The organism is Alcanivorax sp. S6407 (assembly GCF_023016115.1).
In the GTDB taxonomy this organism is placed as follows: domain Bacteria; phylum Pseudomonadota; class Gammaproteobacteria; order Pseudomonadales; family Alcanivoracaceae; genus Alcanivorax.
Window position 1 is genome coordinate 776,935 of sequence record NZ_JALKBH010000002.1, and the last position, 21,976, is coordinate 798,910.

Sequence of the window (21,976 nt, forward strand, 5' to 3'; positions counted from 1 at the left end):
TCGCGAATTACTGTCGCCCCATCAACCGATCCAGAAACCCTCCGGACTCCCTTTCTTCACCGGTCAGTTCAAACAGAATTGCCTGAGACAGGCTATTCACGTCCTTGGCAAGCCGGCTGGATCGCGCATAACGTGACAGTGGCACGCCGCGCTCCTGGGAACCGATGGCGGTGTCATAGTCATTTGCAATCCGCACAATGCGCTCAATCCTGAGCGTTTCCTGAATCTGTTTGTCGGTTACCGCGGCATGCTTGGAGCGGTAACGGTTATCAACGATGGTAACCTTGTCATCACTGATACCCGCACTGTGGAAGTAAGTCGTCAGTAATCGGGCATCACGGATCACCGCCAGGCTGCGCTGAATCACCATATAAATGCTGTCGCTGCTACGCAGCACTTCTTCGGTCCATTCATTGATCACCCGGGGGAGATCCAGAACGATCACATCAAAGCTTTCCCGTGCCGCCTCCAGAAATTTCTTCACATCCATGGCGCTGACACGATCGAGACGGGTTATCTTCAATGGCGCAGACAGAGCAAACACACCGGAATCATGCTGGCTCATCATTGACTTGAGCATGGTCCCATCCAGCCTCGCCGACTGGGAGAAAGCTTCCATGACGTTGGACTGCCACTTCACATCAAGGTAAAGGGATACGCTGCCGAACTGGATATCCATGTCCACCAGCGCCACCTTCAGATTTTCATCCATCTCGGCAAGGTCACAGGCCAGATTCACCGCCAGAGTGGTCGCACCACTGCCAGACTTGCTGTTGATGATGGAAATCACCTTGCCATTCCGCTGCCCACCTTCCTGGACGACACTCGCACCGACGCGCTCCAGCTCCCTGATCACATCCTGCTCTGCAGGAGGTAGAGAGAACACGTCACGCACACCGGCACGCATAAAGGTTCGAAAGGTATTCACATCAGGAGAGGAATGGCAGGCAAAAAATTCTGTCTTGGGGAACTCGCGAGATAATGACTGAAGCTGACTCACATCCGCTTCAACTTCATCGCCAGCTTCAAAAATAACGACCTGGCTACCTGACGTCCGAATCTTTTCGGAAAGCTCCTCGTTCGCGCCCACAGGAATCGCAACGAAACCGGCCTTCGCCCCCGTAACCAACCGTGCGAATTCAGACTTAGTCGTCTCGTTTCTGTAAATCAGTGCAACAATCACACCCTGTGTCATATAACTACCCTCTCATCCCCACAACATTAAGGGGTGTACATATCTTCGCTCACCCTGGTACTGGTAAAAGGCGGCAAGGTAATGGTTGATTCAAAGCCGATCAGCGCCGGCAGTATCAACTCGTACTCCTGGCCAGTGATCGAAACCGACACTTCACGCACCGGATTGGGGTTCCCCGAAAACCCCGTTGACGAACAGCCATAGCGAACCGCCACATTTTCTTCTTCCAGTTTTCGATACAGCGCCGTCATCTTGCCCATCAAGTCAGTACAGCCCGCCGAATCACAGGTGGCCGTCACCTCCGTGACTGAAGAACAATCCAGAGTGGAAATATCAGTAACCGGATCATTCACAATGGCATATCGCGCCCCTGCTCGCGTGGCATCAACGGCTCGGGTGAAGTCAAAAATCACCAGCGCCAGTTCGATGATGGCAAACACCAGCAACAGGAAAACTGGGAGTGTCAGCGCCATCTCCACCATCACGGCACCACCCTGGGAGCGTTTTTTCACAGTTTTATTCACCATGATAGCGCTCCTCAACTGTGGCATTCAGGATGATGGGATCCAGATCCAGAAAAGGAATCAGGGTTTCACCAAAAATAGCCTGAAACGGAACCGACGCCGTGACCGTCAGCACACAGGCATTTCCACCACCGGTCACTGTGCGCTGCTGAAGGGAAAAGCTCACATCGCTGGCATCCAATTCCGGTAATAGCGGGTCGACACCGCCTGCCTGGCGGCCAAACGCAACCAGATTGGCAGCATTGGCAATAGACGCAGCCCAGTTACTGCCCTGACTACAATCAGAATCTACGCTCTGCACAGAACGGCTCATGTAACGCGCGCCCGATGCAACGGATTTACTCAACGTATTCTGTTGGTAGATCGCCCGTCCCAGTTCGGTAATACCAAAAACAATAACCACCATCAGGGGAAGCAGAAGCGCAAATTCCACCAATGCTGCGCCTCGCTGGTACCTGGCGCTATTCGTAAAGCTGAATCTGGACATGATAGTCATCATCATTCTCCTGCGCCCAGCCGATAAATTCGCCATAAAAGGTCAAATTCGGCGGCCCCTCAGCAGGCCTCACCAGAAACATTCTGGCGAATCCATCCGCCGGAAAAATCACACCGGACTTTTTCCCTCCCGTGATTCCCAGCGCCTCGCAACTGAGTACAGCCATATTCATTACGCGCCGGTCCGCATCGCCAGCCGGGTCATCAGGAGTGCCATCCGTTGGCAGACCATTGGCAATCTCATACTGATACACTTCGTATCGGGATGGAGGGTTGGCGTTGTTCCATCCACCGGGAATCACACCGCCATGTTGCGCGGCCCAATAACCCACCACATCCCAAAGTCCATCACCAATTCGGCTGTCAACAGAGTCGGTACCGCTATCCAGCGGATATCCCACAACATTCGGCGCTGGAGGATAATCCGCGTCATAGTTCTGGAAGGGGTTCGGCCCATCATAGATACCAAAACGGGTATTCCAGCCCCCACGGGTCTTGTTGGTCATGGAACCCGTCTGTGTGGTAAAGGTTGCCGGGTTACATCCCAGCCCACCTTCATTGGCAATAAACTCGGAAACGTCTGTCGCGCCGGGGCCGGCATTGGGGGGCTGCAGAAAGCCGAAATTACCACTACTCCACTGATTCGCTCCCTGCTGCCGCATCTGGATGTGCGCCCCCACCTCCATTTCATCCCGGAAATGTGAGCCTTCTGATTCCCAGGGATCACACATGGCCATGGGCGGGTAGTTACAGGTAAAAAAGTTACGGCCGGCCAATGCCGTTGCTACCGCTGAGGCGGTGTCCGCCACATCAATACCAAATGCCCTCAAGGCGGGAAGAAAGATCAGGTCGGCGGTAAAACGATCTCCGTCTCCAACCAGTTCTGGATCAAGCGTGACACGCACATAATGAGTATCTTCATCGTTGGTCGCCGCATACTTGTCAGTTTCCACAAGGGAACCCGAGCAGAAGTCAGTGAATCCAGTTACCGCAGGATCTACATCCGTTTCACTACCAATCACGCAGAAAAATTCGAATGCGTCGTCGGGCAGACCCGTCGCACCCAGCAATTCCGAAACCCGGGCAAAGCGAGCATCGTGTTCAAGCAGATCCCTGGCTGCCGCACGGGCACGGGCGCGGGCATTGCTGTCCGCATCCAGCTCCGCAGCAGCCGCCAGGGCGGCAGCATCTGCCGCATTCTGCATGTCCGTTCGCATCAGCAACAGGCGTCCTACATCAATGGCCAGTGCAGCGACTGCGATCAACACCACAATCAGCACCGTCATCATGACCAGATATGCACCTTGCTGCCGACGTTTCATGGCAACACTCTCCTGCGCTTAGTTGGAAATATCCTCAACGATGCGGCCTTCTTCCACAGTACCGTCATCCTTGAGGTATCTCTCTACGCCCATATTGATTTTGGCACCGTGGGTACTGATGACTCCGCGGTCCATCTCTGCCGCTTCCGGATTGATGGTTTGTGCCGCCATATTCCTGTCCGTGCTGTATCCCATATCGCCACGCAGTGTTTCTCTTGCGCAACCTGAAACCAGAACGATTGTCAGCAACATCAAGAACTTATTCATAGCTGGCTACCTCCCGAAGCTGGTGACCATAGCTGCCTTGCAGACCACCGTCCGGACCTGCAGCTGCCAATGTATTGGTTGCTTGTTTCTCCTGCTCGTCCTCTTCCTTGTGGCGGTTCGTCCAGGGACGATGTTCAAGGAAGCCCAGCAGGTATTGATCCAGATCGGTGGGAGGGATGAACACGTCAGTGGGCATGGCGTAATCATCCATCAACTTCGGCGTTACCAGACGCGGAGTCACAATAACCACCAGCTCGCTTTCCCGACGGCGATACTCAGATGAACGGAACAATGCACCCAGCACAGGAATGCTTCCCAACACAGGCACCTGGTTGATCACATTGTTGGAATCGTTCTGGATCAGACCAGCTACCGCAAACGCCTGACCATCTGCCATCTCCACAGTGGTGCCAGTACGGCGGGTAACAAATCCGGGAATATTGAAGCCGGATGCCTGGAAGCCGTTGGCTTCATCTACTGCGGACACTTCTGCATTCAACTTGATATTGATGCTTCTGTCTGAAAGCACAGTGGGAATGAACTTCAGGCCGACACCGAACTCCTTGTACTCCACGGTGATCGTGGCGGTGCCGTTATCATTGGCATCCTGCGCGACAGGAATTGCCACTTCCCCACCTGCCAGGAAGCTTGCTTCCTGGCCAGAGAGTGCCGTCAAATTCGGCTTTGCCAACACCTTGGCCAAACCCTGACGCTCCAGGGCCCGCAACGTTGCTCTCAACGGATTATTGAGCCCCATACCCGGAGAAGTGTCAGTGAAAACGGCATTAAGGAAAGGAATGTTATTGGGAATATTCAACGTGGATGCGGCGATAGCCTTGGCGCCATCCGTATCCAGAAGCTCAAGATTGACCCCAAGTTCCTTCAACGAATTACGATTGATCTCGGCGATACGAACCTCAAGCATTACCTGAGTTCCGCCACCCACCTCCAGCATGTTCACGACCTTTTCTTTGGACGCAAAACTTCTCGCCACTGAAAGCGCCTGCTCCATGGCCATTACACTGGACACCTTGCCGGAGAGAATCACCTGATCATTGGAACCGCGAAGCTCGATGCCCTTTTCTTCCGGCATCAACTCATAGATGCGCCGCTTCATCTGCTCCATGTCATAGCCAACGATGACATCCATCAAGGCCACCAGATTCCGGTTCTGATCCCGGAAGGCCAGATTGGTATGTCCCGGCTTGAGACCCAGAATCAAAACATGACGCGAAGACAACAGCTTGATATCGGCAATCTCAGGGTTACCGATCACCACCTGATCCAGCGGTGACGGTGAGTAGATCATCTGTGACTTGCCCAGTGACAGCGTCAGCTCTTCTTTCTGCAATCCATCACTGAATTGCAGTTCGTATCGCTCAGCCGCTGAGGCCACACCAGCGGCCACTGTGGCCAATAACACCAGGAGCAACCTCAGCCCCTGATTTGCCACGCACCGCAAGGGTTGCTTGGAAAACATCATCGTCCCTTCCTCCATGAAGAATTGGTACTGGCGGGCGCACCCGCCTTATTCCTGGACCTGGCCTTCTTTAACAGTCTGGCTCTTCACTTCCAGACCGCGAATCACCTCAACCTGAGGCTTCGGCGGGGCACGACGCACCCTGCGCACAACCTTGACCTTGGTGGGTGCGGTATCCTCTGTCATCAGATCCTTGTAGGTCACCACTTCGGATTCCAGGATCGATGCATCGAATTCATTGCGCAGCATCAGATTCAGGTCACCGGTCTTGGCCGCCAGCACAATGCGCTGACCATCGTATGGGGTGACCATGAGGGTGACCGAGTTCACCACCTTGGGCTCAGTCTCCGTTTCACTGGATTGCTGATCGATACCCAACACCTTGGCATTCTGCAAAATCACCCTGGTGACCGGTTTTTCATCCGATCGGCCAAACGTAGTGGTATGCAACACATCCACATAGTCACCAGGCATGACAAAACCACCGACCCCTTTGACCTCATTTGTGGCCAGGGTAATCGCACGTTTGTCTTCCGGGATTTTTGCCGGCAAGCCACCGCGGGCACCGTAGGGCGACAGCTTGTACTTGAGAATCGGCTCGCCCTTGGCGGCTTGGGTAAGAATTAGCGGAGGCTCGTCTGTCAGCAGCTCACTCTTGGAAGAAAACACACCTTCCGGCAGGCTGGATTCCGGCCAGGCCACAACCTCCAGAAGCACTTCGTCCAGACGGGTGCCGCTGCTCAGGTCTGTCGACGCCACCACCACCGGCACGGTACGCACAATGCGCTCACCCGTTCGGCTGGTCACTTCCTGCTGTAGAAACTGATTCACGAGATAGACGGTAATACCACCCAGTAGAATGGCTACCAGCAAAATCAGTATTGGTCGAAGTTGCATCAGGAATCTCCTTTCCCCGTTTGCTCCATGCTTTGCACATTATTTCATCCGATAGGCGACAACCCCAGCATCGTTGCAAATGCGCCGGCAACGACAGCGATAGCGTATGGCAATCGCAATTGCTGCCCATTTTCCCCGGAACTCTCTGCAGCAAGCTGATATTCCTTGCTTACCAACATGTAATTCAGCTTTTGCCATGAGGTACGAGCCCCCCCCTTCCAAATCAGGAAGGTCAGGGCCAATACGGCACCAGTCAAACCCACATTGATCAGGAAAGCGCCAGCCTCAGGCAAGCCAATCAAGATGCCGAATACGCCGATCAATTTGACGTCTCCTGCACCCAACCAGCCAATCAACCAGAAAAACAGACCCGCTAGAAAGGCGACCAGCCCTCCAAGCAGGGCATTTGCAAGCGATGAAACTCCCCCATCGTACAAAACAGCGGATACCGCAAGCAGCAAACCAGACGCGATCAGCGCATTGGGAATGCGCCTCTCCCTGCAATCAAAAAAAATTGAGGGGAGAGCAATTGAAATTGCAGCAAGCCACACAACCAGCATGTTAGCCCCTCCCCTCGATTCATCCGTTTACTTGGTGGTGAATCTTATGACCCGACATTACCAAGCTGGGTATCGACTTCGGTAAACGCCGAATTTACCTTTGTCCCCACCGAAGCGATGATGACGATGGCAACAACGGAAATCAGGGCTACCAGGATCGCGTATTCCACCATGGTTGCGCCGTCTTCTTCTTTCAGGAAACGAGTAATCAAGCTCTTCATGATCTGTCCTCCAGACACTGTTTTCTCCATTTTTGACCGCACTGTAAAAATGCCGGTCTTTGCAAACCGTATCACATAAACAATGCGAACATACCCATGATTACTTGATCCTGATCAGGAAAGTACGTCTTTGATGTTTCCTAAAATTTTTTTCTGTAACACGTCACCTACTCTTTAGACTATAAGACTAAATTCTTATTGTTAAATACCAACAAAATCAAAGAGTTACACATACCCCAAATCAGGCAAAAACCCCAAAAAAATGATAACTTATTGAAAAAATAAACGTTTTATTTTCTTTACAGTAAGCCACATGTTAAAAAATGATCAGCATTGACGGACCGGAAGAAAAATCGCGAATTTAGTTCGAAATAAATACATATATAAAAAAGTTCTAAATTCCTGTCTGACAATTTTTCTTAACCACATTTCCTGGTTTTTCAGTGCTGCTTCACACCCTCATTACCTAAGTAGCAATTATTGTGTGGGCTATGTTGCCGAGATCATTACCGTTGAGGACTAATCGAAACAGCGATTGTTCGACAACCACTCATCAACCAATTGGCACCGCCCATCCTCAAGGTATACATTGTATGGAACTGTCACCCCGGCTTTGGGGGCTAATATGGGGGACAGAAACGTGACCGGAATCACAATATGAATAAGTTTTCACTGATTGTGCCCATGGCACTTTTTCTTGTGGGGCAATGTCTTGCAGGTGATCAGGATGAGCAGTTTATCCAGCAACTGTATCCTGAAGGGGGCAAGACCCTTTACTGTCAGGAAGCCTTTCGTGCTGACGGCCGCGTTTCCGTCGACAACATCTATGATGATCGGCGCCTGGCCAAGCACTTTGGCTGTCGTAGCAGCCGGCTTTGCCGCAACAACAAGGACTTCACCACCGCACAACAGGATCGCCACGGCCGCTTTCCCGTGACCACCAAGGTTGAACTGGATCGCCGTCGCACCCTGTTTGGCGATCTGCCTGACAATATTGCCGCCGATGCCGAGTGCGGCTATCAGCAGTCGTTCCAGGTTTTCGAGCCACCCGCTCACGCCAAAGGCGATGTAGCCAGGGCCATGCTGTACCTGCATGACCGCTACAAGCTGCCGCTACTGGGCACGCTGGAAATGTATCAGCGCTGGAATGAGGAAGATCCGGTGGATGAAGCTGAAATGCTCCGTAATGATGAGATCGAGAAATTCCAGGGCGTCCGCAATCCATTCATTGATGATCCCGGCAAGGCCGACACATTGAAGGGTTCCTCCCCCCTTAATAATCAGTTCCCTTAAAGAGACGCTACAGGCTTCACGCAACAGGCAACACACAAAGGCGGCGGACCTCGCCGCTATTCAAAAGCAGCAAGCTCTTGCCACTTGTGGGCGCTTGCTTGCAAACGAATCTTTCCCAAACTCGACCAAACCATTCGAGAGCAGGCATACCCTAAAGGGCACAAGCGCCCCCACGGTGCAGCGCCTCCGGTTCTGCCTTCCGCGTGCTGCGTGAAGCGTGCTGCCCGTTGCGGCCGCGAAGCGGCAAAAAAAAACCGCACCAAAAGGTGCGGTTTTTTAAGCCTGCAGCGTGTTGCGTGCTGCATGAAGCGTCCCTCAATCAGAACAACTCGTCGTCCAGGCTCATCATGGTGGTGGCGCCACCCTTCAGCTGGGCGAACAGGGCTTCTGCCTTGGGCAGGAAGCGCTGGAAGTAGTACTGACCGGTGATGCGCTTGGCCTTGGCAAAGTCGTCGTCACGACCATCGGTAGCCGCCAGCATCTGCGCCCACAACCAGGCGTAGAGGGCATAACCAAAGATATCCAGATACTCCACCGCACCGGCGCTGATGGCATCCGGGTTATCGCCGGCCTGGGCCAGCAGCTCACCAGTGGCTTCCTTGAGCAGCGCGAGAGCGGCTTTCACCGGCTCAACCACGTCAACCAGCTGCGGGTTGGCGGCGTTGGCTTCCAGCCAGGCATTGGCGTCGGTCAGGAACGCATCCACAGACTTGCCGCCATTGCGGGCCACTTTACGACCCGCCAGATCCAGCGCTTGAATACCATTGGTGCCTTCGTAAATCTGGGAAATACGGCAGTCACGAACGAACTGCTCCATGCCCCACTCACGAATGTAGCCGTGACCACCAAAGACCTGCTGGCCGGTGATGGTAGTTTCCAGACCACGATCGGTGAAGAACGCCTTGGCGATCGGTGTCAGCAGTGCGACGCGATCATCCGCCTTCTTCTTGACGTCAGCATCGTCGCTGAACTTGGCGGCATCCAGCTGCATGCCCACGTAGGCAGCCAGTGCACGGCCACCTTCATTGATTGCGCGCATATTCATCAACATACGACGCACATCACCATGTACGATGATCGGATCCGCCGGACCATTGGGGTTCTTGGCACCGGTGGCGCTACGGCCCTGCAGACGCTCACGGGCGTATTCCACAGCGCTCTGGTAGCTCACTTCGCCCAGGCCCAGACCCTGCAGACCAATGGACAGACGCTCGTAGTTCATCATGGTGAACATGCAAGCGAGGCCCTGGTTCGGCTCTCCGATAATCCAGCCCTTGGCATTGTCAAAGTTCATCACACAGGTAGCGGAACCCTTGATGCCCATCTTGTGCTCGATAGAACCACAGGTGGCTCCGTTCGGCTCGCCGGCGTTGTTGTCCGCGTCTGGCAGGAACTTGGGCACCAGGAACAGGGAAATTCCTTTGGAGCCTTCCGGTGCGCCCGGCAGCTTGGCCAGCACCAGATGAATGTGATTGCTGGTCAGGTCGTGCTCACCACCGGTGATAAAGATCTTGGTGCCGGTGATGCTGTAGGAACCGTCCGCATTGGGTTCAGCCTTGGTACGGCCAATCCCCAGATCGGTACCGGAATGCGGCTCGGTCAGACACATGGTGCCGGCCCATTCTCCACTGTACAGCTTGGGCAGGTACTGGGCCTTGAGCTCTTCAGAGGCGTGCGCATCGATGGCAAGACAGGCGCCGCTGGTCAGTGCCGGGTACAGCGCAAAGGAAGAGTTGGCGCTGTGCATCATCTCTTCGAACAGCACCGCCAGGGATTTCGGCATGCCCTGGCCACCGAATTCCGGGTTACCGGAGAAAGCGGTCCAGCCGTTCTCGGCAAAGGTTTTGAAGGCTTCCTTGAAGCCATCCGGGGTGGTCACATCGCCATCGTTCCAGCTGCAGCCCTGCTCGTCACCGTTCCGGTTCAGAGGGAACAACAGGCCTTCGGTCATCTTGCCTGCTTCTTCCAGAATGGCATCAGACAGGTCGCGGGTTACCTCGGCGGTAGCAGGCATAGTGGCCCACTGCTCGTCCGCTTTGAACACATCGTTGAGAACAAAACGCATGTCCTCGAGGGGCGCTTTATAGGTCGCCATTTGCACATCTCCCGAAAATTGGCAGGGCGCAAATTTTAGGCAGCAAGTGCCTGTCTTTACAGGCTTATTTGTGACTCACCGTTCATGCCGGGATACGGCACGCTGAGCCAGAACGCTGACTGAAAAGTCACGCCTCGTGATGTTCAGGAACCGGCTTGGGCGGTTCCGGCCGGTTCCACAGCCACAATAATGTCAGGCACAACATCAACGGCACGGCAATCTTGATGGCCGTCATGGCATTGGAAAACGCGATAATCATGATACTGATCAGCATCATGGTAGAGGCTGCGCACTTGGCGCGGCGGGAAATGGCACGGTTCTGGCGCCACTGCAGCAGAGGCTCGCCATAGCGGGGATGCTCCAGCAACCATTGCTCAAGGGCAGGCCAGCCGCGGCTCCCGGCCCAGGCGGCCACCAGCAGAAACGGCACCGTGGGCAAGCCAGGCACCACCACGCCGACCATCCCGATGGCCACGAAGAGGATTGCCAGAAATCGCCAGCACAGTGTCCTTACCATATGCCTGTCCCTGGTGGCGCCACCAGAACGGGCCCCACTCGCATCACACAATGGCTTCAGTATGCGACGGGGAACGAGTGCAGGCAAAGGCATTACGGGCGGGCGAAGTGCGCCTTTCGTCGAATAACGCGGCACGCAACATGCTTCACGCAACAACGCGGGGTGGGGTCTGTGGCACACGAAGAGCGCTGCGGTTTCGCGCGGCGGCGTGGTTCGGCCAACAAGTTGGCTCTCCTACAGGGGTGAGGGGCGTGCCTGCGTCAGGCGTGTTGCGTGTTGCGTGTTGCGTGTTGCGTGTTGCGTGTTGCGTGTTGCGTGTTGCGTGTTGCGTGTTGCGGCCCCAACAAAAAACCGCCATGAAGGCGGTTTTTTTGTTGGGGGCCAAGACCGATCAGAATGCGAAGTGTTCGGCATCCAGTTCCATCATGCAGTCCAGACCACCTTCGATGGCACCCTTGTGGCCGGCAACGCGCGGCAGGATACGCTTGAAGTAGAAGTTGGCGGTGCTGATCTTGGCCTTGTAGAAGTCCTCATCACCCGCGCCCGCTTCCAGCTGGGCATGGGCAACAGCAGCCATACGCGCCCACAGGTATGCCAGGGTCACGTAACCGGAGTACATCAGGTAATCCACGGAAGCGGCACCCACGTAATCCGGGTTCTGCATGGCCTGCATACCGATGGCCTGGGTCAGATCGCCCCATTCCTTGTTGTAGGCAGCCAGCGGCTCCAGGAACACCTTCAGGTCGGCATTGTCGGCATTGGCTTCGCAGAACTTGTGCACGATCTTGGTGAAGTTACGCAGGGCCTGGCCCTGGGTCATCATCACCTTGCGGCCCAGCAGGTCGAGAGCCTGGATGCCGGTGGTGCCTTCGTACAGGGTGGAGATGCGGGCATCACGTACGTTCTGCTCCATGCCCCACTCGCGAATGAAGCCATGGCCGCCGTAGATCTGAACGCCGTGGTTGGCCGCTTCCAGACCCGCTTCGGTCACAAACGCCTTGGCGATCGGAGTCAGCAGCGCCATCAGCTCGTCAGCTTCCTTGCGAGCCGCTTCATCCTTCTCCAGCTTCACCTTGTCACCCAGCTGGGAACACAGGTAAACCAGCGCACGACCACCTTCGGCGAAGGCCTTGGAAGTCAGCAGCATACGACGCACGTCCGGATGAACGATGATCGGATCCGCCGGGCCTTCCGGGTTTTTCGGGCCGGACAGGCTGCGCATGGCCAGACGCTCTTTGGCGTAGGTCAGACCACCCTGGAAGCCCAGTTCGGCGTGAGCCACACCCTGGATGGCGGTACCCAGACGCGCAAAGTTCATGAAGGTGAACATGCAGTTCAGGCCCTTGTTTTCCGGGCCGATCAGGTAGCCTTTGGCGCCATCGAAGTTCATCACACAGGTAGCAGAAGCCTTGATGCCCATCTTGTGCTCGATGGAGCCACAGGTCACCGCGTTACGCTCGCCCACACCGCCGTTACCGTCGGTCATGAACTTGGGAACGATGAACAGGGAAATACCCTTGGTACCCTTGGGGGCATCAGGCAGGCGGGCCAGTACGATATGGACGATGTTCTCGGCCATGTCGTGCTCACCGGCAGAGATGAAGATCTTGGTACCGGTGATGTTGAAGGAACCATCTGCATTCGGCTCGGCCTTGGTTTTCAGGATACCCAGGTCAGAACCACAATGCGGCTCGGTCAGACACATGGTGCCGGTCCACTCACCGCTGGTCAGCTTGGGCAGGTAAGCCTGCTTCTGCTCGTCGGTGCCGTGCTCTTCGATGGTGGCAACCGCACCGTGGGACAGGCCCGGGTACATGCTCCAGGACCAGTTAGCGGTACCGGTCATTTCGGAGATAGCGATACCGGCAGAGCCCGGCAGGCCCTGGCCACCAAACTCCGGATCACCGCCCATGGCAGGCCAACCGCCTTCTACATACTTGGCGTAGGCTTCCTTGAAACCTTTCGGAGTGGTAACAACACCGTCTTCAAAACCACAGCCTTCCTCATCACCGGAACGGTTCAGGGGAGCCAGTTCGTTTTCGGAGAACTTGGCGCCCTCTTCCAGGAAGGCATTCAGCAGTTCACTGTTGATATCTTCCAGACCCAGGCTGGCGTAGTGGCCATCCATGTCCAGGACTTCATTCAGTACGAAGCGCATGTCGCGCAGGGGAGCCTTGTAATCCGGCATCTCAAATCTCCCTAATCAAAGAGTAAAAATGCGGCGGGCCCCGGGCTCGCCGATAATTTGGAAAGTCATCTTAGGTCAGTGCTTTGCCGTCTCTCCAGTGGTATTTGTGACCCACAAGTCAAACAAGCGTTTGAAACTGCCGTTTATGACACAAAACCATTAATAAACAGACGGTTAGTAAAAGATCGCAAAAAGAAACACGGCGTATATCGGATCACCGATTCCTCGCCAATCACTGCTATACTCCTGCCCAACTGATGAAGGAATCATGAATATGCTCGATCCCAATCTGCTCGATATTCTGGTCTGCCCGGTCAGCAAGGCACCGCTGATTCATGACGAAAAACAGGCTGAATTGAAGTGCAAGGCCAGTGGCCTGGCCTACCCGGTACGCGATGGCATCCCCGTCATGCTGGAGGAACAGGCCCGTACCATGTCCGACGAAGAAATCAGCAATCTCTGAACAACCCCGGGAACGATTGATGCGCAAACCGCTGGCGCTGGGCCTGCTGTTGCTCTGCAGCAACGCCATGGCTGACACCTCCGCCCCCTCTTCATCGTCAAAGGCGCCTGCCGAAGTGCCCGCCGAAGGCACGCCAACAACAGCAATGACGCCGCAGCAACGCCGTGACGAGTGCCTGTTACGCAGCGTACAGACCGCTGACGATGCCATCACCGTGAAGGAAATGCATGACTGGTGCAGCGTCAGTGAAAACGGTGAGCGAATCAGCGCCCATGAGGATGCCCTTCGGGCACGGCTGGCACTGGAGAACAACACCCGCGGCAACCCGTTTGTGATCACCCCCCATCGCCGCAACTACCTGATGCCGTACAGCTACTGGTCCAACCGCAAGTGGAATGACCCCACCAAGGATGACCGCGAGTTGCAACCCACCGAAGTCAAGTTTCAGCTCTCCCTGAAAGCCCCCATCAAGGAAAAACTGTTTGACGATGTCACCCTGTGGATGGCCTTCACCGGGACCTTCTACTGGCAGGCCTACAACAAGGATGAATCGGCCCCGTTCCGGGAAGCCAACTACGAGCCCGAAGTGTTCATGACAAAACCGGTCAACTGGCAAATTGGCCCAGTGGACTCGGAACTGGTGGCGCTGGGTATCAGCCATGAATCCAACGGCCGCGATATCCCTGTCTCCCGTAGCTGGAACCGGATATTTTTCAGCTATGTGGCCCGTACCGGCAGCTATTACTGGTCCATCAAGCCCTGGTACCGGATTCCGGAAAAGGAAAAAGACGATCCACTGGACACCCAGGGGGACGACAACCCGGATATCGAAAAATACATGGGGCACTTTGAACTGGAGATTGCCCGGCCGTTCGGAAATCACGTACTGGAATTGATGGTGCGCAACAACCTGCGCACCGACAACAAGGGTGCCGGCCAGCTCACCTATACCTTCCCGATGACCAAGCGCTTTAAAGGCGTGGTGGAACTCTTTACCGGCTACGGAGATTCACTGGTCAACTACAACGATTACGAAAACCGTTTCAGTTTCGGGATTCTATTGACGGATTCGCTCTAGGAGTTTCGAGTTTCGAGTTTCGAGTTTCGAAGAAAAAATCAGCCGCGAGCAGGAAGCAAACGGTTTTTTGATTTTCGCTACTCGTAACTCGTCACTCGCAACTGTAGTTAATACCAGACCGTGAACAACAGTCGCGTTACCGTGGCATCAAAGCTGTACAGCGGCTCGGACCCGGGGACAGGGGAATCAGAACGCAAGTCGCGGAAGTTGTTGTAGTCAAAGTTGAACTTGTCGAACCACAGATGCAGCCCGGCACGATTGAAGGTGTGCTGCTTGGTTCGATTGAACTGCACACCAATGCCGACCCCGAACACCGTGGAATCGAAATCACTCAATTCCTTGTCGCGAGCCAGAAAGTTGCTGGCGTTCTGATAAGGGAAAAGGTCGGAATAAAAATCCGCATCGCTCTGGCTGTAGGTCCGGTAACGGGTTTCCAGAGTCCAGCTCTGACCCAGCGGCTGAATCAGTTTGACCTGCCAACTGTTGGCCTTCACTCCCCAGGAGTCATCGTACATCCTGAACTCACCGTGCAACCCGGCCCGCCAGGGCAGGTAATATGACATCCCCAGGGTTGTGGCCTCACTGGTACGAGTGCCAGGGTAACGTTCCGGCTGGAAGCTGTAACTGAAAGGCCCGGTCACATACCGGACCGAACGGTAAGGATTGTTCAGATAGCCTTCGTCGGTAATCAGCTCATGCTTCAGGCTGGCCACCAGATCCCGGGTCAGCACCTGGGACAGGCCGATACGGAAATGCTGCCGGTCGGCTTCTGCCGAGAAAGTCGCATCCTTGTTGCGGGAGATATCATCCTCGCCCTGGGAATATCCCAGTGTCAGCGTAGTCAGATCACCAAAGAAATCCTGGCTCAGGTCAAAATGCACCGACTCCGCTTCAAAGTCTTTTTCCGAACTCGTACTGTAGCTGATCGAGTAGATCGATTTGCCGTGCAGGTAATCCACCCCCAGGCTTTTTTCAATCCGGTTTTCCGAATACCGGCTGGCCGTGGTAATTACATCAATGGACGCTGCGGTAACCGCATCCACATAATAGTTGGCATTCACCGCCACCTTGTCCGCAAAGGATTTGCGCACCAGGATCGACGGCCCCTTGATGTTCATTCCGCCGCCTTCGTAGCGGTGAACCAGCAAGTCAAAACGGTCTTCCGGCAATACTGCCGCCGTAACTGCCTGCGACAGAAACAGCAGAACCAGCAACCAACCAACCGAACGCGTCAGTTGCACCCGCAACCTCCTCCGGTGCTGCCCTCAGCGCCCCGCATGGCTTCCCGTGCCTGATGCACATGGTTGATATAACTTTCTGACACAGGATGGCCGGCAGCATTCATTACCGGATCCGCCAGCCGGGAACGCTCATAGGGCTTCACCCACGGCTTTATGGAGCAGCCCGCCTGCATCACAACCACCGCCAGCAGCACAGCACGCACTATCATTCCAGCACCAATTCCTTGACCTGCTGTTCATACTTGTCCATGAAGCCATCCTTGTAGCCACGATGGTGATGACGCACCACACCGTTACGGTCAATCAATACGGTAGTCGGCATGGCATCTACGGCGAAGCTTTCACTGGTGATGTTTTCAGGATCGAAAAGCACTGGAAAACTCACCGGAATCCGGTCCAGCAACATCAGCGCCCGGTTCTGCTCTTCATCCAGATTGATACCCAGAATCGTGAAGCCGTAATCCCGGTACTCGTTGTAGAGTTCATCCAGCAGCGGCATCTCGGTACGGCAGGGACCACACCAGGATGCCCAGAAGTTCACCAGCACAACGGTGCCACGCAATTCGTTCAGTTTGACGTTACTGCCATCCAGCGCCTTGAGGGTAAAGTCCGGAGCGGTTTTGCCTTCCTCCGCAGCCTGTACCGGGCCACTGATTGCCAGGGCGGCGGTGAAGATGATGGCGATTATTCTTTTCATGGTGGCTTCCCCCTGAAACATCAGAAAAACAGGCTCACGCCTGCGCTGAATTCCATGTTCTGTGTCATCTTGTCTTCGCCGAGCACGTCGAGATTGAAAAGGTGATCCTTCATATCCACCCGCACTGTGGTGAAGTCATTAATCAACAAGCGGTAACCGACTCCGAGACTGATGGTGAAGTGCTCGTCGCCGGCAAATTCGGTAATGCCGGCGCCGCCAAGCACATAAAGGGCATTATTGAAGGCCCGGTTACGATTGAGGAAGGCTTCACCCGGCAGCAGGTTGTAGCCCACCGCGCCCTGGTAATAGGTAAAGGCCCGCTCATCATCGGTAAGCAGTTCCACCCCGTCATTGAGTCGCTCGAAACTGGTCTCGTCTGCCTTGGCCCGGCCCAGCACCCCCTCGAAGAAGATGTCTTCGGAAAGATGATAGTTAAGCCGCAGCCCAAGCACTGGCTGGGTACCGAAATCCTCGATGGAAATCATGCCCACATAGACACCGGCCTCGAAGTTTTCGGTATCGATATCGGCTTCAGTAATCTGACGCCGCTCAATCTGCGGATCCAGCACCGATTCCGGTCGTGCATCGCGCACCACATCTTCCTGTTCTGCCTGCTCTTCGCCATTGGCCAGCAGCGGCAACAACAGACTCAGAACAATACAGAGAAGCCGATTTTCCATTCTTCCAGATCCCGGTTTTGGTTTTCGTCGGTAAACAACACATAGCTGCGGTACTCACCGCGCAGCAGGAAGCCCCGGGACAGGTAGTACTTCAACCCCGCCCCGCCATGGACATAGCTTTCTCCCCGGCTTTCCGGCTGCACCAGGGTAGCCCTGGGCTCAATGCTGGCGCGCCCGGTCCCGAGCATGACAAAGGGGGAGAGCCGCCATTGAGGGAAAAGCTGATGCTGAAGATTGAATTCCAGCAGCTTGTTGTTGGAAAAATCTCCGCTGGCAGCGGTATACATGCCTTCCGCGGTAATGTTTTCGGTCAGCCGGTAACCCACTGCCGCCGCCAGGGAATTAGCCCCATCCAGGTTCCCGCCGAGCAAGGCCGCGTGCCAGCGATGGCGCTGCCACTCTTCCAGTGTGTAGGCCAGTTTCGGCGCCTGCCCGGTGCCATCCACGGTATCCATCAGGGCTTCCCGGGACACCCAGCCGACCTTGCCGCGCGCCGTCTCCACCTTGAACCACCCGGCCCGCTCGAACAGCAGCGTCAGGGGAGCATGGCGCTCTACCACATGAAACACGGGATAGCCCCTGCCCGGCCCGGTGTGTACCTCGACAAAGGAGACATCCACCTTGACCCGTACAGGATCCGCCGGCACAGCAGGTTCAGCGGCGAGCGCAGTCTGGCTGATGCCCGCGCACACCACGACGAGCAGCAACACCCTTCGGAGCACTTCTGAACATACAGCGGAAGTGTTAACAACTAGCATTCTTGCGGCAAATCCGTTTACTCCGGTACACGGAATGGGTCGTTATATTGCTGCGCACCAAGATCAATCCATTCCGCCAGCAACCGCAGCTCTTCCGGACTCAACCAGCTTTCATGGCTTCCACCGGAAGCGAAAAGACTGAAGAACCGGTCCGAGTCACGGGCCTGGCCTGCACGAATCGGTGAAGCGATCTCCACCGGCTCCACCGCAGGGATCGGGTTGCCGTTACTGTCCAGTATCAGCTCACCATCCTCATCCGTCTGGTACACAATATTGTTATCGTCATCCAGTGCAATAGCCAAACGGTCTATCAATGCTCCGTCCATCAACAGTTGCTCGTTATCATCGAACAACAATTCCCGGTAACTGGTCAGCTGATTGGGCTGATCCACCGCCGGATCCCCGGTCAGTTCCAGCTGCCCCGGAGGCACTTGAACGGCATTGCTGGCATCTCGCCGACTATGGCACGTGGAGCAGGTTACATCCGTTGCAACCCCCTCCACCATGACATTTCGTTGCATATCCCAGACAGTTTGTATGTGATCCGGGTAATTGATGATGGTGCGACAGCCCGGATGCCAGTCCGCCAGACAAGCCTGATTGACCGGAATCTCCGTCTCCAGACCGGCATATAAAAGCTGCAGTTCACTATCAGGATCCGGGGCCGGATCACTCCATACATCCTCCGCAACCATATCCATCATGGGCAGAGCGCGCTCCGGATACAGCCTGGTCAGGGCCTGGGCCATGGTTTCGCCTGCATCCGCAAAGCTGACCACATCACTTCGGGTGCCCGGGAAAGGCTGTCCCGTCAGCGGCGCGCCCGGGTTCAATGACGCTGCCATCCCCTCCTGACGACCATGTGGCAGCGGGCTGTTATTTTCATGACACCCCTGACATTGCAGCGTTTCGCCGGGCCGCAGGGTAATCCAGGCTCCATGGCGCCCGTATACTGACTTGCCATCGGCACCCACCAGCTGCAGCCCCAGCGGCGCATCGGCAGGCACCTGCACTCGTACTGAGCCATCCGGCTGGACCGGCACATAGCCGACCAGTTCACGCATACCAAACGCCGGCAGCCGACCGATCTGGTTGCCCGGGATATTTCTTACCTCATCTCCGGGAATAGGTACGCCCTTGATGATTCTCAAAAACCGCACCGCTCGCTGGTCCGGTGACACCAAAGCGGGATTGGCAAAATCCGCAAAGTTGTTTACCCCGACAGGCAACGGGTCCATGAAACCCGAAAAAGCGCCGTCCAGGTCATAGATGCTGCGAATATCCAGCACCGCCTGGGCAGCCTGCTGCAGCGTTTCATCCCGTTCCGGCACTGTCGCCCGGGCCGGTAACCGACTATCCGTTGCCACTGCGAGCTCGGTAACCCAGACCGAATCCCGCGGCGGCACCACCGCTCGCTGCACGCCATTGGCGGGCTCAAGAACCCAAAGCCCGTAAGCCGGCTGCGCCGCAGGCAACCCCCTGCCAAGAAATTCGCTGGTACAGGGCCGCAGCGTGCCATACTCATTCAACCGACAGGGAGACCAGGCCATCAGCAAGCGCCCGCTGCCATCATTCATCGGCGCCAGATCTGCCAGCCAGCCGGCCGCATTCACCTGACCCGGTCGCGCCGCCGGCGCCTGCAGCGACTGCTCCGGGGCGCCACCCACCACACCCCACAGCGGTCCGTCACGATTAACGAAGCCAGCCACATCAATCAGGACAGGCTGGATCGCCAGATCCCGGGATTCCTCGGTACGCAGTGCCGCCATCACCCTGCCACTGTCCATCATGGCCATGGGGACAAACTGGCGCTGCAAGTCGTTCACCCACTCATGGCTGTCCGCACCGTATAACGGCTCCACCGCGGTGCCATCCGGATTGACCCGATAAAGGTCATATCGATTTTCGCTGTCCTTGTTGTCCCAACGCTGAAACAGAATTCGGCCATCCGGCATTACCAGAGGGGCCACATCATGGCTGGCATTGAAGGTGATCTGCTCCACAGCGGTGCCCGCTGCAGACATCACATGCAGGGCAAAGGCCCGAACATCACGGCGCTCTTCAAGGGGATAATATTGCTGTCGTCCTTCGTCCAGCATGCGCGCGCGAGTCTGTGGCTGACGTGTGGAAGCAAACACGATGCGGCCATCCGGCAGGTAAGCGGGGTAACGATCCTGCCCCTGTTCCGCCAGCACCCCGCTGGTCATGACACGCCGGGCCACACCGCTATCGAAGTGATATTCCCAGATATTCCAGGTGGGTTGCTCGTCGTCGTCCGCATCCGGGATCTCCGGTGCCCGGGCGGCAAACAGCATGCGAGCACCGTCATAACTGACAGAGAGGTCACGAATATCATGCCCCTGCCCCAGCAACGGCGTAGACACATCCCGCGCATTGGCCCGGCTGGACACCCCATCACGCACAATCAAACGGGCACCCGCCAGAAAACCCGCCGGGTCCCGCAGGGAATCCGGCGCATCCTCATCCATATCGAGAACGGGAGCCTTGCGTTCCACATAGGCCAGCGGCACATCCGTTACCGACGGATCCTCGCCCTGGTCTCCCCCGTCCATCCCGCCGCAGCCGCTCATAGCCACCAGCAAACCTGGCAACAGGAGTCTTGTTAGTCCCTTCACCCCAACCATCCGTATTTCTTAGTATCAGTTCAGTATCGCGAAGATATTCTTAGAATTCTGGGGCCCGAATCACAGAGCCCGACGCCGAAAGTCGGTGAGAATAACAAAGGGAAACGGGAAGTCAGTTGAACAACGGTAACCACTGACCATAATCCGGCGGTTTGATAACGACAAGAAAGGGACGCTTCGAATGAGACGAACCGGGGGGATCGCACTGGCAGCGCTGTCGTTGCTGCTGGTCATTCAGAATGGCCATGCCAACAGCCGGGATCAGGCCCAGCGGATTCACAACCGCCTGGCCGGTGTGCCCGCCGATGCGGCCACACTCACCGAGATGGCCAGCCTGATCGACAACAACAATGCCCAGGCCGCCGCCGAGCTGGCCATGGAGCACCCGGCCTTCTACAGCGTCACCCTGAAGCAGTTCGCCACCCCCTGGACCAATGAAGCCCAGGACGTGTTCGCCGACCTCAACGATTACACCGCCACCGTGATCGGCGCCATTCGCGATGATGTGGACTTCCGCCGCATTCTGTTTGCCGACCTGCTCTATGTGGGCAACAGCAGCCCCGCCGCAGCGGCGGACAGCAATGCCCATTACCGTAATCTGGAAGCCAGCCACGCCGACCTGCAGGCGGTACTGGAGCCGGTGAGCCAGGTCAGCCAGTACGGCACCCCGGCACAAGCCGTGGCCGGCGTACTCACCACCCGCGCCGCCGCCAATGCTTTCTTCTATGCCGGCACCAATCGGGCCATGCTGCGCTTTACCCTGATGAATCACATGTGCCGCGACCTGGAACAGGTCAAGGACACCACTCGCCCCTCCGACCGCATCCGCCAGGATGTCAGCCGCAGTCCCGGCGGGGACAGCCGCATCTTCCGCAACAGTTGCATTGGCTGTCACAGCGGCATGGATCCCCTTGCTCAGGCGTTTGCCTACTACGACTGGGAAGGCGACCAGGAAGGTGACGGCGGCCGCATGGTCTATAACACCGGCAACGACCCGGACACCAATACTCGCGTCCAGGGCAAATATCTGATCAACAGCAACAACTTCCCCTGGGGCTATATCACCCCGGACGACCACTGGGACAACTACTGGCGCGAAGGCCCCAATGCCAATCTTGGCTGGGATTCCACCCTGCCGGGTGGCGGCAGCGGTGCTGCCAGCCTGGGCGAGGAACTGGCCAACAGCGAGGTCTTCGCCAGTTGCCAGGCCGAGAAAGTGTTCACGGCGGTATGCCTGCGCAAACCGGCTGACAACGCCGACACCAGTCAGCTGGCCACCATGACCAGCGCCTTCAAGAACGATAACTACCGCATGAAGACCCTGTTTGCCGATGCGGCCACCTACTGCATGGGAGACTGA

The 21,976-nt window shown here is 56.2% G+C and carries 22 protein-coding genes; 4 read left to right on the forward strand and 18 right to left on the reverse strand.

Annotated elements, in window-relative coordinates:
• Positions 1 to 7: 7 nt before the first annotated feature.
• From MWU49_RS06780 to MWU49_RS06820, 9 genes are all read right to left on the reverse strand, one after another.
• Complete coding sequence (locus MWU49_RS06780) at positions 8 to 1,000, reverse strand: AAA family ATPase (protein ID WP_246969780.1); 993 nt, start codon at positions 998 to 1,000, stop codon at positions 8 to 10.
• 221 nt (positions 1,001 to 1,221) lie between these two features.
• Positions 1,222 to 1,722 (reverse strand): TadE/TadG family type IV pilus assembly protein, encoded by a 501-nt coding sequence (locus tag MWU49_RS06785; RefSeq protein ID WP_246969783.1) that lies wholly within the window; start codon positions 1,720 to 1,722, stop codon positions 1,222 to 1,224.
• Positions 1,712 to 2,215: a TadE family protein gene (locus MWU49_RS06790; RefSeq protein WP_246969786.1), complete on the reverse strand. Its 504-nt coding sequence runs from the start codon at positions 2,213 to 2,215 to the stop codon at positions 1,712 to 1,714. Before MWU49_RS06790 ends, MWU49_RS06785 begins: the two co-directional genes overlap by 11 nt.
• Positions 2,181 to 3,536, reverse strand: a complete 1,356-nt coding sequence (locus MWU49_RS06795) for a pilus assembly protein TadG-related protein (RefSeq protein WP_246969791.1) — start codon at positions 3,534 to 3,536, stop codon at positions 2,181 to 2,183. The genes MWU49_RS06790 and MWU49_RS06795 overlap by 35 nt, the downstream gene beginning before the upstream one ends.
• 18 nt (positions 3,537 to 3,554) lie before the next feature.
• Positions 3,555 to 3,707, reverse strand: coding sequence for a hypothetical protein (locus MWU49_RS06800; RefSeq protein WP_246969794.1), 153 nt, complete (start codon positions 3,705 to 3,707; stop codon positions 3,555 to 3,557).
• A gap of 88 nt (positions 3,708 to 3,795) precedes the next feature.
• Positions 3,796 to 5,226 carry a type II and III secretion system protein family protein gene (locus MWU49_RS06805; RefSeq protein WP_246969797.1) on the reverse strand — a complete coding sequence of 477 codons (1,431 nt, stop codon included), beginning with the start codon at positions 5,224 to 5,226 and terminating at the stop codon, positions 3,796 to 3,798.
• Between the two features lie 105 nt (positions 5,227 to 5,331).
• The gene (cpaB, locus tag MWU49_RS06810; RefSeq protein WP_246969800.1) at positions 5,332 to 6,180 is read right to left on the reverse strand and encodes a Flp pilus assembly protein CpaB; all 849 of its coding nucleotides are present in this window, start codon (positions 6,178 to 6,180) and stop codon (positions 5,332 to 5,334) included.
• Between the two features lie 44 nt (positions 6,181 to 6,224).
• Positions 6,225 to 6,740, reverse strand: coding sequence for a prepilin peptidase (locus tag MWU49_RS06815; RefSeq protein WP_246969803.1), 516 nt, complete (start codon positions 6,738 to 6,740; stop codon positions 6,225 to 6,227).
• Positions 6,741 to 6,784: 44 nt separating this feature from the next.
• Positions 6,785 to 6,961, reverse strand: coding sequence for a Flp family type IVb pilin (locus MWU49_RS06820; RefSeq protein ID WP_246969806.1), 177 nt, complete (start codon positions 6,959 to 6,961; stop codon positions 6,785 to 6,787).
• Between the two features lie 657 nt (positions 6,962 to 7,618).
• On the opposite strand from MWU49_RS06820, the gene MWU49_RS06825 reads away from it, so the two are divergent.
• Positions 7,619 to 8,254 carry an endonuclease gene (locus MWU49_RS06825; RefSeq protein WP_246969809.1) on the forward strand — a complete coding sequence of 212 codons (636 nt, stop codon included), beginning with the start codon at positions 7,619 to 7,621 and terminating at the stop codon, positions 8,252 to 8,254.
• 319 nt (positions 8,255 to 8,573) lie between these two features.
• On the opposite strand, the gene MWU49_RS06830 is transcribed toward MWU49_RS06825, so the two are convergent.
• The 3 genes from MWU49_RS06830 to MWU49_RS06840 all read right to left on the reverse strand — a co-directional run bounded on the left by MWU49_RS06830 (position 8,574) and on the right by MWU49_RS06840 (position 13,054).
• On the reverse strand, positions 8,574 to 10,349 hold the full coding sequence (locus MWU49_RS06830; protein WP_246969812.1) for an acyl-CoA dehydrogenase C-terminal domain-containing protein: 1,776 nt from the start codon (positions 10,347 to 10,349) through the stop codon (positions 8,574 to 8,576).
• 127 nt (positions 10,350 to 10,476) lie between these two features.
• Positions 10,477 to 10,866 carry a YbaN family protein gene (locus tag MWU49_RS06835; RefSeq protein WP_246969816.1) on the reverse strand — a complete coding sequence of 130 codons (390 nt, stop codon included), beginning with the start codon at positions 10,864 to 10,866 and terminating at the stop codon, positions 10,477 to 10,479.
• 391 nt (positions 10,867 to 11,257) lie between these two features.
• The gene (locus MWU49_RS06840; protein ID WP_246969820.1) at positions 11,258 to 13,054 is read right to left on the reverse strand and encodes an acyl-CoA dehydrogenase C-terminal domain-containing protein; all 1,797 of its coding nucleotides are present in this window, start codon (positions 13,052 to 13,054) and stop codon (positions 11,258 to 11,260) included.
• 274 nt (positions 13,055 to 13,328) lie between these two features.
• Here MWU49_RS06840 and MWU49_RS06845 point away from each other — a divergent pair, with 274 nt between their 5' ends.
• Both MWU49_RS06845 and MWU49_RS06850 read left to right on the forward strand, forming a co-directional pair.
• Positions 13,329 to 13,517 carry a Trm112 family protein gene (locus tag MWU49_RS06845; protein ID WP_246970757.1) on the forward strand — a complete coding sequence of 63 codons (189 nt, stop codon included), beginning with the start codon at positions 13,329 to 13,331 and terminating at the stop codon, positions 13,515 to 13,517.
• Positions 13,518 to 13,536: 19 nt separating this feature from the next.
• Positions 13,537 to 14,595, forward strand: a complete 1,059-nt coding sequence (locus MWU49_RS06850) for a phospholipase A (RefSeq protein WP_246969823.1) — start codon at positions 13,537 to 13,539, stop codon at positions 14,593 to 14,595.
• A gap of 107 nt (positions 14,596 to 14,702) precedes the next feature.
• Here the strand turns inward: MWU49_RS06850 and MWU49_RS06855 are convergent, their stop codons facing one another.
• The 6 genes from MWU49_RS06855 to MWU49_RS06880 form a co-directional block, all read right to left on the reverse strand.
• Positions 14,703 to 15,836, reverse strand: coding sequence for a DUF3570 domain-containing protein (locus MWU49_RS06855; protein ID WP_246969826.1), 1,134 nt, complete (start codon positions 15,834 to 15,836; stop codon positions 14,703 to 14,705).
• Positions 15,827 to 16,045, reverse strand: coding sequence for a DUF4266 domain-containing protein (locus tag MWU49_RS06860; RefSeq protein ID WP_246969830.1), 219 nt, complete (start codon positions 16,043 to 16,045; stop codon positions 15,827 to 15,829). Before MWU49_RS06860 ends, MWU49_RS06855 begins: the two co-directional genes overlap by 10 nt.
• On the reverse strand, positions 16,042 to 16,533 hold the full coding sequence (locus MWU49_RS06865; RefSeq protein ID WP_246969833.1) for a TlpA disulfide reductase family protein: 492 nt from the start codon (positions 16,531 to 16,533) through the stop codon (positions 16,042 to 16,044). Before MWU49_RS06865 ends, MWU49_RS06860 begins: the two co-directional genes overlap by 4 nt.
• 20 nt (positions 16,534 to 16,553) lie before the next feature.
• Positions 16,554 to 17,213, reverse strand: coding sequence for an outer membrane beta-barrel domain-containing protein (locus MWU49_RS06870; RefSeq protein ID WP_246969836.1), 660 nt, complete (start codon positions 17,211 to 17,213; stop codon positions 16,554 to 16,556).
• Positions 17,183 to 17,923 carry an SH3 domain-containing protein gene (locus MWU49_RS06875; RefSeq protein WP_246969840.1) on the reverse strand — a complete coding sequence of 247 codons (741 nt, stop codon included), beginning with the start codon at positions 17,921 to 17,923 and terminating at the stop codon, positions 17,183 to 17,185. Before MWU49_RS06875 ends, MWU49_RS06870 begins: the two co-directional genes overlap by 31 nt.
• Before the next feature lie 65 nt (positions 17,924 to 17,988).
• Complete coding sequence (locus tag MWU49_RS06880; protein WP_246970759.1) at positions 17,989 to 20,562, reverse strand: hypothetical protein; 2,574 nt, start codon at positions 20,560 to 20,562, stop codon at positions 17,989 to 17,991.
• Positions 20,563 to 20,797: 235 nt separating this feature from the next.
• On the opposite strand from MWU49_RS06880, the gene MWU49_RS06885 reads away from it, so the two are divergent.
• Positions 20,798 to 21,976 carry a hypothetical protein gene (locus MWU49_RS06885; protein ID WP_246969843.1) on the forward strand — a complete coding sequence of 393 codons (1,179 nt, stop codon included), beginning with the start codon at positions 20,798 to 20,800 and terminating at the stop codon, positions 21,974 to 21,976.